Source organism: Flavihumibacter cheonanensis (assembly GCF_022352215.1).
In the GTDB taxonomy this organism is placed as follows: Bacteria; Bacteroidota; Bacteroidia; order Chitinophagales; family Chitinophagaceae; genus Flavihumibacter; species Flavihumibacter cheonanensis.
The window spans coordinates 359,637-371,516 of record NZ_JAKRWF010000003.1 but is presented as its reverse complement, the minus strand read 5'-3'; the positions used below and the strand labels follow the sequence as shown (position 1 = coordinate 371,516).

At 44.5% G+C, this 11,880-nt stretch carries 8 protein-coding genes; 1 reads left to right on the top strand and 7 read right to left on the bottom strand.

The features are described from left to right. Positions 1 to 15 precede the first annotated feature (15 nt). Entirely contained in the window at positions 16 to 1,050 is a 1,035-nt protein-coding gene (gene porN, locus MD536_RS15495; RefSeq protein WP_239601743.1) for a type IX secretion system ring subunit PorN/GldN, read from the top strand. Positions 1,051 to 1,411: 361 nt separating this feature from the next. On the opposite strand, the gene MD536_RS15490 is transcribed toward porN, so the two are convergent. The 7 genes from MD536_RS15490 to MD536_RS15460 all read right to left on the bottom strand — a co-directional run bounded on the left by MD536_RS15490 (position 1,412) and on the right by MD536_RS15460 (position 11,865). Continuing rightward, positions 1,412 to 1,831 carry a response regulator gene (locus tag MD536_RS15490; RefSeq protein ID WP_239601741.1) on the bottom strand — a complete coding sequence of 140 codons (420 nt, stop codon included), beginning with the start codon at positions 1,829 to 1,831 and terminating at the stop codon, positions 1,412 to 1,414. Positions 1,832 to 1,837: 6 nt separating this feature from the next. After that, positions 1,838 to 4,891 (bottom strand): PAS domain S-box protein, encoded by a 3,054-nt coding sequence (locus MD536_RS15485; RefSeq protein WP_239601739.1) that lies wholly within the window; start codon positions 4,889 to 4,891, stop codon positions 1,838 to 1,840. A gap of 43 nt (positions 4,892 to 4,934) precedes the next feature. Then, positions 4,935 to 6,758, bottom strand: coding sequence for an excinuclease ABC subunit UvrC (gene uvrC / locus MD536_RS15480; RefSeq protein WP_239601737.1), 1,824 nt, complete (start codon positions 6,756 to 6,758; stop codon positions 4,935 to 4,937). A gap of 3 nt (positions 6,759 to 6,761) precedes the next feature. Beyond that, positions 6,762 to 7,349, bottom strand: coding sequence for a hypothetical protein (locus tag MD536_RS15475; RefSeq protein ID WP_239601736.1), 588 nt, complete (start codon positions 7,347 to 7,349; stop codon positions 6,762 to 6,764). An 8-nt stretch (positions 7,350 to 7,357) separates the two neighbouring features. Beyond that, a complete protein-coding gene (locus MD536_RS15470; RefSeq protein WP_239601735.1) occupies positions 7,358 to 8,836 on the bottom strand; it encodes a hypothetical protein in 1,479 nt (492 codons plus the stop codon). Between the two features lie 57 nt (positions 8,837 to 8,893). After that, positions 8,894 to 9,472 carry an RNA polymerase sigma factor gene (locus tag MD536_RS15465; RefSeq protein WP_234867331.1) on the bottom strand — a complete coding sequence of 193 codons (579 nt, stop codon included), beginning with the start codon at positions 9,470 to 9,472 and terminating at the stop codon, positions 8,894 to 8,896. Between the two features lie 113 nt (positions 9,473 to 9,585). Further along, entirely contained in the window at positions 9,586 to 11,865 is a 2,280-nt protein-coding gene (locus tag MD536_RS15460; RefSeq protein ID WP_239601733.1) for a TonB-dependent receptor plug domain-containing protein, read from the bottom strand. Positions 11,866 to 11,880: the final 15 nt, after the last annotated feature.

Sequence of the window (11,880 nt, the reverse complement as noted above, 5' to 3'; positions counted from 1 at the left end):
CTAAAACAGGATAAAATGAAAAACCGTATCATCCAATTTTGTTTGCTGGTAGCTGTGATTGGCTTCAGTGCAGAAGGTGTACAGGCACAGCGTAAGCCGAGCCGGACCTCCTCCAAGCGAACCAGCACCAAGAAAACCAGCACCAACAAAAACAATACTGGTAATGCCGCCGCGTTGACGCAGGCACCAGCCGTTGACACTACGCCGGCAGCACCAGTGGAACCGGAATTGAAACTAGGCGAAACGCGTAAATCACTCAGGAATGATAACGCCATAGAGCGTAACCTTGTGAAGGAGCGTATTCCCCTGTCATATGAACATATCCGGGAAGATGATGCGGTGTATCGCCAGCGTTTGTGGAGGGAAATCGATGTTCATGAAAAAATGAACCTGCCCTTCATGTATAAAGCGGATGACGATAATGGTAACCAGCGTTTCATCAATATTTTACTGGGCTCCCTGAAAAGTGGTGAGATCACTGCTTTCAACCCGGTAGATGATCGGTTTACTACCCCTATCACATTGAAAGAAATTACCAAGCAATTGGTTGGCGAACCTTTAACCATCCAGGTTCCTGATTGGTCCAAAGACCCTGACGGATCACTTGGTATTTTGAAGGACAGTGTGATTGTGAATGAATTCAATCCTGAAGAAGTTGAAAAATACTGGGTGAAGGAAGAAGTGGTATTTGATAAAGAGTCTTCCCGTTTGCATGTTCGTATTCTGGGTATCGCTCCGCTCAAGACCATTAAAAATTCCGATGGGTCTTTCCGTGCAGTTACTCCGCTATTCTGGGTTTACTACCCTGATATGCGCCCATTGCTGGCCCGATATGAAGCTTACAATGGTAAAAACTTCGGTGCCCGGATGAGCTGGGAAGAATTGTTCGAAAGCCGGATGTTCGCCAGTCGGATTATCAAATCCACGTTGGATAACCCGGGTGATCAGTTCATTGAAGCTTTCATCAAAGATCCCATCCTTCGTTTGCTCGAGGGTGAGAATATCAAAGAAAAGATTTTCAATTACGAACAGGATCTCTGGTCATACTAAGACTGGAGGAAAGGAAGAGGGGAGAATGGAAGAGGGAAGAAGGAGTAATTGTAAAATATAAAATAGGAAAGGAGAACGACAACGTTCTCCTTTCCTATTTTATGCTGTTACTGCCTTTTTCAAATAAAAGTGGGCACCGAACCTCTGGTACCCACTTTTATTTTTTATCAGCGATTCCCTTTCCTCCTTTGTTCCCTGTCTCCTTTGTCTCCTCTTCCATGCCATTCGTCGAAAATGGAAAAAATACCGCTATCCGGGTATTGGAAGAAATAAAAATTCATCTACCTTTAACTCGGTTTTTCATAGGATATTGGATTTTAAAAACGGGGCTGGATGTCTATCCTGGCCCCTTTGTTTTTTACTACAAGTGAACATTCCTTTTCCAGAACTCAATCAGTGCAGCTACCATTTTGCTGAATTCTTCAGCTTCTGTTGGTTTGGTAAGATAGGAATTGGCATGCGCCTCGTAGGCTTTCTGGATATCCAATGGAGCGGAAGAAGTAGTTAAAATTACCACCGGAATAGAAGACAGATAAAGCTGATTTTTGATGAACGCAACTACTTCGTGGCCGTTCTTTCGGGGCAGATTAATATCAAGCAGAATAAGGTCAGGCTTTTTAAGCAGCGGATCTTCCTTGAAGGATTGAAGTTTCTCAATTGCTTCCTGCCCATTTCTGGCAACTTCTATATGGCAATCCGGATCATACTCCTGTATTGATTCTGAAGTCATCAGAATATCTCCTTCATTGTCTTCTACCAGTAAAATGTGGAACTCTTTCATGCAGCATTATTGGTCTTTAAATAGATCAGCCCCTGTTTTCGGTAATGTAAAATAAAAGGTACTTCCCTGTCCTGGTTCAGATTCTACCCAAATCTTACCACCTTGCCATTCAGTAATTTTTTTTGCAATGGCAAGTCCCATACCGCTACCAGGGATTTCCGGTGTGTAATTCAGTCGTTGGAAAATAACAAATATCTTATCATGGGCATCAGCTTCAATACCAATTCCATTATCCTGTACTGAAAACTGCCAATACGATTGTTGATCGGTAACAGAAATCAAAACCTCAGGTTTTCGGTCAGGGTGGCTGTATTTTAATGCATTGCTTACCAGATTTTGTAATACCTGCTGCAGGGGTATTTTATAGGTTGCTATCCTTGGTAATGGATCATGATTGATGGTCGCGGATTTTTCCTCAATTTGATTTTGTAACAATTGTTTCACTTCCCTGATCAGTATTTCCGGGTTTACGAGTTCCAGTGTCGTATTCATTCTGCCGACTCTAGAATATTCAAGGAGATCCAGTATGATTCCCCGCATCCGCTTTGCTCCATCAACTGCGTAATAGATATACTGATTCGCTTTACTATCGAGTTGGGGGCCATATTTTTTCTCCAGCATGGTAAGAAATCCGGTAATCATTCGAAGCGGTTCCTGTAAATCATGTGATGCTACAAAGGCAAACTGTTCCAGTTCCGCGTTGGAGCTTTTTAGTTCCTGGTTGATCCGCTTCAGTTCCAGGTTTAGGTTCTCAAGAGAGGCTTCATACAGCTTCTTTTCATGTATGTCCTGTATACTTCCATAAATCCGGTCACACCGGCCTTGTTTGAAACTGGCCTGACCTATCAAACGTACCCAGCGGGCGGATCCTTTTGCAGTCTCTATTTCTATTTCTATATCCCAGGGTTCGCGGTCAAAAATGGCAGCCTGTAATAATCTTCGAACTTTCTCCTTACTATTTTCCCGAATATACTCAAGCCGGCTATTGAGTTGTAATTGCTGATTGGGTTTTAGTTCCAGTATATCACGGGTGATTTTTGAGCAAAAGATTTTCTTATCCGCCATATTAATTTCCCAACTGCCTATCCTGGCTAACTTGGAGGTATTGTCAATCAGCTCCTCCAATTGTTTCATTTCAGTAATGTCCCTTCCATAGGCGAATGCCTGGTTTTCATCTCCGAATACTTCTGAGGAGCTCCAGGAAATCCACCGGTGTTCACCGCTCCTGGTAACATAGCGATTTACAAAATTGGTTGCCTTTTCATCAATGATCAGGGTTTCACTAAACGTCCTTAACGAATATTCCAGGTCGTCAGGATGAACAAAATAATGGAAGGGTTTGCTGGTCAATTCCTGTGCAGAGTAACCCATGATTGTACAAAATGCCGGATTCACACGGGTGAAATATCCATCGGGAGATATAATCGCGAGGATATCCGGTGAACTCTCAAACATAAGGCGCATCTCATCCTCCTGTTGTTTGCGCCTGATTTCAGCGCCTAATGAATACTGAACTGCTTCAATAATGGATACGGTAAAGGCCTCTTCTCCAGTATTCCAGGTGCGACCGAATACTACAGCTCCAATTACTTGATTGCTATCTGTTAGTGGTATACCGGAAATGGATTCAATGCCCGCGGCTTCAGCTTTCTGTGCACGTACAAATTCTTTTCTTATCTGTGCTGAGCCCCAATGCTCCGGTTGCCTGGTTTGCCAGATTTTTCCAATAAACCCTTTTCCTTTTTTTATTTCTGTTACTCTTTTATTTTCCGGATAAAAATGTGGGGCGGTTTTAGAATTCCAGTGATAAGCGATTAGTCGCATTTTGTCCTGGCGACTCGAACAAAGCCAAATCTCCGATAACTCAAAATATCCTAATTGCGCCAAATAATCCACTACCTGTTGAAGGATCTTATGCAGTGGCCTTGTGGATCTGAATAATTGGGTGATATTTTGTTCCAGTTGTTTTCTATTCCGTGCAAGTTTGGTATCCGATATATCTCTAACAGAGCCGATCATGCGAATTGGCTTTCCTTCCTTATCACGTATCAGATAGGCAATTTCTTCTACATAGGCGTAAGTTCCATCGGCTTTTTTGAACCGGAATTCATTGGTCCAGCTGTTCTGGCGAGGATCGACCCAAAATGTATTCCATCGCTGTTCATGTTTTGTCACATCCTGGTGGTGTGTCAGGGCAATCCAGTTCGATAAACGGAATGGTTCGCCTGTTGCTGCGTAGCCAAATAAACGGTTAAAGCCATCGCCCCAGTAAAATATGTCTTCTGGAATGTCCCAGTCGTACAAGGCATCCTTGCTGGCTTTGGAAATCAGCTGGTATCTTTCATTGCTCAATTGCAATTCCTGTTGTGTGTGCACCAGTTGGGTTATATCCATACTGTTTACTATTATTGCTTTGCCGGGATCCGTCTCAAGCAGATTGGTGCCTACGCTTTGCAACCAGCACCAGCTTTGATCTTTTTTAAGGAAACGAAAAGGTGGTGCAAAAACACTGACTTCCTGTTGAAGCCGCTGAAAATTTTCTTTTACCATTTTACGGTCTTCCGGATGGACCAGTTCAAAGACATTGGTGCCGATAACATCCGCGGTACTGTACCCCATGATTTCCGAAAACTGATTCGAAACACTCAGGTAATTCCCGTCCCTGTTTAATATCACACAAATATCACCTGCTTCTTCGATCAGCGGTTTGTTCTCAAATTGACCGGTTGTCTGGTTTGTATTTTGCAGCACAGCCAGGATGAATGGTTCTGCAGACTCTTTCAGTACGGTAAATTCAATTTGCAGTTCCTGAACTTCTGGTTTCCCTGTTAAGAATATTGTTTGATTGCCTTTTATGGGATTATCGGGACTTACCTGGTGAGTTGCAGCCAGTAACTGAAGACAATAGCCTTCAAGGGCCGGATTATCAGTAAAAATCCTGTCTTTATAGAGAAGCTGGTTAAATGCTTTGTTACTGTAAAGGATGAACAGTTTTCCCTCCTCCGGGATATTCAATACCACGGCGGGTTTTGGTATTTCATTAAGGATGGTTTTGAACATGACAGTGCAATGTACAATTTGAGTTTTAAAGCACATAGTGCTCTCAGCCTTTATGGAAATATTCCCAAACCAGTTTTGCCCTTGCGCCACCTATTTCCTGGCTTATTTCTTCCTCACTTAGATTTCTTATATTGGAAATGCTCCTGAATTTGCGCAGCAGCTGGGTTGCAGTTGCCTTACCAATACCAGGAATTCCTTCCAATTCGTTTTTAAAAGTGCCTTTACTGCGTTGGTTGCGGTGGAATGTGATTCCAAACCGATGCACCTCATCCCGGATGCGGCGAATCAGTTTGAGCGATTCACTGTTGTAGGGTAATCGAACGGACTCCGAATCACCAGGAAAAAATAGTTCTTCTTCATTTTTTGCCAGTCCCACAAGGGTCATACTACCAGTCAGATCCAATTCCCGAATCGCTTCCATTGCTGCCCCCAATTGCCCTTTTCCTCCATCAATGATAACCAGTTGAGGAAGTGAGCTTTCTTCGTCTTTCAATCGTTTGTAACGCCTGGTTACTACTTCCTTCATAGTGGCAAAATCATTGATCCCTTCCACCGTTTTCACGTTGAAGTGGCGGTAATCTTTTTTGCTGGCTACCCCCTCTTTGAAACATACCATCGCACTTACAGGAAATGCACCCTGGAAATTCGAGTTATCAAAACATTCGATATGAACGGGTAGTTCGGGAAGTTGTAAATCTTCCATCAACTGAAACAGTACCTGTTTCTTTTCTTCTTCGGACTTGCCTTCCAGGTGGAGTGTTTTTTTACGGCGAATTTCATCCTGGAAATAATTCACATTTTTTAGAGATAGCTCCAGCAGCTTTTTTTTGTCACCACCCTTAGGAACGGTAATCAGGAATTCTTTTTCGTCTAAGGTCTCCTCCTGCCAGCCTGGTAATTCAAAAGGGACAATTATTTCTGTTGCCTGGCTATTAAATGATGCCCGAAGTTGACCTATCGCATAGAGCAGTACTTCCTCCTGGTTTTCATCCAGGTGTGTTTCCAACTGTATGGTGTGGGTTTGTACGATAGTGCCATGCTGTACCATCAGGTAATTTACAAAGGCTGTATCACCATCCTTTAATATAGAGAATACATCCAGATTGCCAAGATGTTTGCTAACAATGACGGATCTTGCCTGGTATTGTTCAAGATAATCCAGTTTGCGTCGCATCATCTCCGCTTTTTCAAACTGAAGTGCCCCCGCGTAGCCTTGCATTTCCTGTTTGAATTGTTGCATAACCGGGCCCAGGTTCCCTTTCATCAGATTCCGCAATTGAAGCAGCCCTTGCCGATATTCCTCTTCCGATTGCAATCCCTCACAGGGTCCTTTACAGTTACCAAGATGGTATTCAAGGCAAACTTTATATTTCCCTTTTTGGATGTTGGCAGCACTAAGGTTGAGCTTGCAAGTACGGAGTGGAATGGTTAGTTTGATGAAATCCAATAGTTCCCGCACTTTTCCTACGGAAGTAAAAGGGCCGAGGTATTCAGATCCATCGTTGATTTTGCGGCGGGTTAGAAAAACACGGGGGAAGGGTTCCTTTTTGATGACCAGATAGGGATAGGTTTTATCATCCTTCAGGTCAATATTATAGCGGGGTTGAAATTGCTTGATAAGCGCATTTTCCAGTAGGAAAGCGTCCTGTTCTGTGTCTACAATAGTAAACTCAATCCGAGCAATACGCTGAACAAGTTCATGTGTTTTATAACTGGTGAATGTTTTGGAAAAATAAGAACTGATCCGCTTTCGCAGGCTTTTTGCTTTGCCCACATACAAAAGCGTATTACCGTCATCATAATATTTATAAATGCCGGGCGAGAGAGGAATGGTAGATGAGATCTGTTGAAATTCAGTAGCTGTCATTCCTTATTCAGTTGGATCCCATACAACCTTCACCTGGGAAAGTGTGGGAGGTGCGGAACCGATTTTGCTGGTTCTCAAAATCTGATAATAATGGTCATTGTTCCAGAATAGTTTTTCTTCAATCAGGGTATCGCCATTGGAATATATTTTTTCCATGTAAATAGTTCTGACTTTCTCCGCGAGTGCCGGATCAGGATGCAGCACCACATCTACCCGCTTCAATGGCAGCTTTTCATCCTTGGTGGTATAATTGAAGGTTACACTGGGAATGGATTGATCCGCGAAACTGGTTTCGGTAAATTTAGTCGAAACGGCCGGGTCGGTAATATCTGGTTCCTGAAAGGGAGCTGCCATTTCCAGGCATTCCTTCGTTGAAAGAAGCAATGTGTCGGATCCATTTTCACCTGAACGATAAAGGGTAACCGGCAATTGCAAAGAGTCAATTACATGAAGCTGGGAACGAATATAATCGGCAACCGGGAAATATTGTTTTTCTTCAGAGGGAAGAGATTTACCGGTGTCTTTACAACCAATCCATAAGGATATCATTAACCACCCGCCAAGCAGCTGTTTACAAGTTGAAAATTGCATACGCAAAATTAACGGATCGGCCGGGTTATACCGATTTTAAGTCCGTACTCCATCAGGTTTTCCTTGATGGGATAGGCTTTTTTGAAGGTGGAAAGCAGGTTATAACGAAACTGGGGACCGATCTGCCAGTTGACTTTTCCGGTATTATAAGTAACAAAAACTTCCATGCTGCTGGCAATGTTCCAGCGACGCAAGAGGGATGGCTCACTAACATAATTGCTGAAATCTGCGCTTAGCTGCACCTGGTTGGTATTGAGCAGATAACTGGGTTGTAAACTACCACCCAGGTTTACCTGAAGACGATCGTCGCCAAATAATTTCAATTCTGCTCCAACGGGCATGGATATCTGTAAGTAGGCGTTGTGTACGCGTTCAGGACGATTGCCGGCCAGGTTTCTGAGATTGGAAGTGGCAATCATGGTATCCGGGCGGAAGCCTAATTCAGGATTAAGTGCAACCGTAGTTTTTTCTGTGGCGTGAGAGAATGCGCCAATACTGTAACGGGTAAGATTCAGTTGCAGTCCGGTTTTCAATACCAACGCTTTGTTCAGCCGGTAGCGAATTCCTCCTCCAAGTTCAAAGCCGATGGCGGGTTTATGATCTACAAACTGGTTTACATTCAGGCGGCTCACCATCAGCGGTGAGTTTCCATAGGTAACCCAGTTCTTGCTGTCAAACAAATTTCGGTAACCAACAGTGGGAGCAAAATGCATGGAACTTTCCCATTTTGTCTTCCGTTCAGTTTTTACTTTAACAGGAATAAGACCTGCAAAGGAAGTGGTGCTGCTGGTTGGTTTGGATAAACTCTCTTCCCGGAGTGATGGGTGCGTGGAAGCGGGCTGATCCGGCATAGCAATGACCTCTTTCGCAACGACTTCCCTAGCCGCCACACCGGATGAAACCAATTCGGTATGTTCAATTTCTTCAGTTGAAGTTGGAGAAATGCTGGTTTCAACTTGTGTGACTAATTTTTTGAACGGCACGCTGCTCAGGTCATAAACAGGTAAGTTAAGCCGGGGTAATACCAGGTCCCAATGCGACAAAGAGAATTGTTCTGCATATCCAAAATTAGCGGAGAAAACGGTCGGGATGGAAACCAGCGATGGTCTGAGTTCTCTGCGAATACCAAGGGGTTTCAGGGCCACTGGTGCCTCAATAGTAAGGGGCGGCATGAAGGATTTTGCCCTTAGTTTAGCTATGATATCATCCACTGTAACAGAGGGAAAATGATCGTGATAGGTGGACTCTTCGACTGGTGTTACCTCGGCGGTTTTAGATTTGGAAACCGGTAATGCCGAAGTGGAAAACAGCCAATACATGCCGGAGAAAATAAGTAACAGCAATATGGTTATCATCAGCCTGCGTTTCCCGGGGTGAAATTTACGGTATACGTTGGTCCACACCGCTTCGGAAGGATACATCCTGTGCTGGTCAGCATTTTCACGAAGAAACTGCTCAAATTCGTCCTCAAAAAAATGTTGCTCCATTACGCTTCCGGTTAGGGACTCCTAATTTTCAAACCCTACCCCATACTAAGAGTGCTATTAGCGCCCAAACGCTGCTAGCAGGGACACTTTCTCCTGGGGTTTTGCCATAATTTTTCGCTTAACCAGGATTTCTTCCAGCATCTGACGGGCACGGGTATATTGAGAACGACTTGTACTTTCTTCAATGTCCAGCACGGTCGCAATCTCTTTGTGGGAATATCCTTCCAGGGCATAAAGGTTGAGAACGGTCCGGTAGCCGATGGGCAGCATCCGAATGCATTCAATAACCTGTTTGGCCTGTACTATGGATGGTATAGACTCCTCCCGAACCTGCAAACCGGTGGCATGAATCAGATCTACATTTTCATTGAACTTCTTGTTGCGCTTGAGGTGGTTGATACAGGTATGCACCATGATTCTTCGAATCCATCCTTCTAATGCGCCCTGGGAGCGAAAAGTATGGATCTGCGAGAATACCTTGATAAAACCTTCCTGCAACATATCTTCCGCATCCTCCCGGTTGTGGGCGAAACGGTAACATACCGCCAGCATCTTAGAATTGTACTTCTGGTACAGTTCTTTTTGTGCCATCGGCTCATTATTAATACAAGCTTGCAGGAGTGCTTCTTCCGTCATATGAGGGATTATACTATCGTAATTTAGGGAATTTTTCTTGTTCCAACACTATGTTCAAAAAAGAAGGCGGGACCTGAATCCCGCCTTCTACAAGGCTTCCGTGCAATTATACCTTAAAAAGTCGCCCTCAGGCTGGCTACCAGGTTAGAACCCGCAGCCACTATTCCACTGGAGTAGGGGCGGTATCGCTGGTTGGTCATATTTTCCCAGCCCAGGCTAAGTACAAACACAGGCGTAACCCGATAACTTCCCTTCAGATTGATGGTGTGCCATTCCGGACTGTAGGGCTTTCCATTTCTGTCGGTCGCATAGATATCGGTTTTAGCTTGCTCTGATGGCGCCAGGTTTTCAGCACTGATTGAGCTGTTGTAAACCAGGTTGGCTTCCAGGGTAAATGCGGATCGGTTGTACTGGAAGGCCAGGTTGCCGAAAAAGGGCGGTGCGTGGCGCAACGGAACCTGTTTATTGGATCCGACGGCGTCATCCGTTTCCCTGCCCCAGGTATAATTGGCATTCAGTCGCAGGATCCACCAACGATGCAGTGGAAGGACTGCAGCAGCCTGAGCACCCCATACCGTGGCCCTGGCCAGGTTCTGAAGCGCATTTACCTGGCTTATCACTCCATCAAAATCAAGAGAGTCCCGGCCATTGAACTGAAATGGTCTTAATGCGATAGCGTTTTCCAGAATTGTATAAAAACCTGTTAGTTCCAGTCTTCCTGCCGGCCGATGCTCCGGAATTGCCGGGATGTCATAGGCAACCCCCATTTCCATATTCCAGGCATATTCGGGTTCAAGTCCGGGGTTGGGTACTGTCAGATTTCCGGGAGCAGATTCAAACAGTTTCCCGATATCGTCAATATTGGGCATACGGTACCCGCTTGATACATGAGCATGCAACTGCCAGTTGGCGGTTGGACGGTAAACGGTTCCCAGATTGAAAATGAAGGCCCCTTTTTGAATAACCGCTTTTTCATAGGGGAAAGGGATGAACTGCGTGTTGAATCGTGCATTCAGACCATTGTAACTGTATCGGATACCCGAAGTTAAGGTAAGGTCTTCCCTTAAGTTGATTTTATAACTTCCATACAATCCTGCTGTATACCAGTTACTGTTATCAGGATAGCGGCTGACGGAAGAAGCAGACTCTCCAGTTTCAATATTCGTTGTACTGCCGGTTGATCCCACTTTGTTAAGTACGTATTCAGCTCCCCAATACAATTGACCTTTGCCAACTGTTTTTATCGCATCCAGGTTGGCGGAGACTGCATCTACTAATTCTTCCTGCCGATTCCGGATGTTTCGGTTAAACGTGCGATCCAGGCGGCTCTCTGCATAATTCTGGTACCCTGCGGTTATTCGCAGGTTATCGTAAAGCGCTGTTTTTTGATTGCTCAGGAAATGCAGTGTATGCATTCTCCAAAGCATGGGCCCATAATTCCATTCTGCAAATCGCAACCTTCCGGAACGATACTGTATCAATCGATCATAACGTGGATGAGTACCCGTACCTCCATAGATAAAACTGTATTGAAGTTTCATTTTATCTGTGATCCGGTAGTTGAGTTTCTGCATCAGGTTCCATTGTTCATATCCGGAAAACCGCTGTACACGGGCGTCAGTGTTGGTAAGGATGGTATCCCTGTTATTTCGCCGGATGACATACTCCGGGCGCAGGTAACTATCCTGTCCTCCCTGTTTTCCCATTTTCAGATCGTCGAATTTGCTGTAGGTGATGGATGACAACCAGGAAAGTTTTTTTCCGGCTATATTCCAGTCGGCATGTATTGTATTCTCATTGTTCGCGCTGGAGTAACGTGCCTGCACAGCACCTCTCACCAGCCAGTTGGAATCCGCACTGAATCTGGGTTCCAGTGTATGAAAGTCCATTACACCTCCTATGGCATCGGATCCGTAAATCAGGCTGCCCGGGCCAAACACCACTTCTGCCGCTTCCAATGCAAGCGGGTCTATACTTATAACATTCTGCAGATTTCCGCTTCTGTAGATGGCATTGTTCATGCGAACTCCATCCACAACCAATAGTACCCGGTTTGTGGCAAATCCTCTGATCATTGGGCTTCCACCTCCGAGCTGGCTTTTCTGGATGAAGACAGATCCGCTTTGAGCCAGCATATCCGCTGCGGTTTGTGGTTGCTGCAGCTGAATCTGGGTCCGATTGATTTTTGTGATTTTGTTGGGTACCTCATTCAGTTGTTGTTCCCATTTGTTAAATGAGATAACTACTTCTCCCAATTCCTGTATTTTTTGAGTGCTGTCTTTTTTTTGTTGAGCAACTGCAGGCTGATAGAATAACGGAACTGTTCCTGATACTATAGCGTATAGGAATAGCCGAAAGATTCTGCCAGCTTTTTTTGTGCTGTGATCTTTCATGTAACGTATTTAAAG

Excerpts from the sequence above, each read along its gene's own strand:
- porN (WP_239601743.1), top strand. The coding sequence starts at position 16 with ATGAAAAACCGTATCATCCAATTTTGTTTGCTGGTAGCTGTGATTGGC.
- MD536_RS15490 (WP_239601741.1), bottom strand. The coding sequence starts at position 1,831 with ATGAAAGAGTTCCACATTTTACTGGTAGAAGACAATGAAGGAGATATT.
- MD536_RS15485 (WP_239601739.1), bottom strand. The coding sequence starts at position 4,891 with ATGTTCAAAACCATCCTTAATGAAATACCAAAACCCGCCGTGGTATTG.
- uvrC (WP_239601737.1), bottom strand. The coding sequence starts at position 6,758 with ATGACAGCTACTGAATTTCAACAGATCTCATCTACCATTCCTCTCTCG.
- MD536_RS15475 (WP_239601736.1), bottom strand. The coding sequence starts at position 7,349 with ATGCAATTTTCAACTTGTAAACAGCTGCTTGGCGGGTGGTTAATGATA.
- MD536_RS15470 (WP_239601735.1), bottom strand. The coding sequence starts at position 8,836 with ATGGAGCAACATTTTTTTGAGGACGAATTTGAGCAGTTTCTTCGTGAA.
- MD536_RS15465 (WP_234867331.1), bottom strand. The coding sequence starts at position 9,472 with ATGACGGAAGAAGCACTCCTGCAAGCTTGTATTAATAATGAGCCGATG.
- MD536_RS15460 (WP_239601733.1), bottom strand. The coding sequence starts at position 11,865 with ATGAAAGATCACAGCACAAAAAAAGCTGGCAGAATCTTTCGGCTATTC.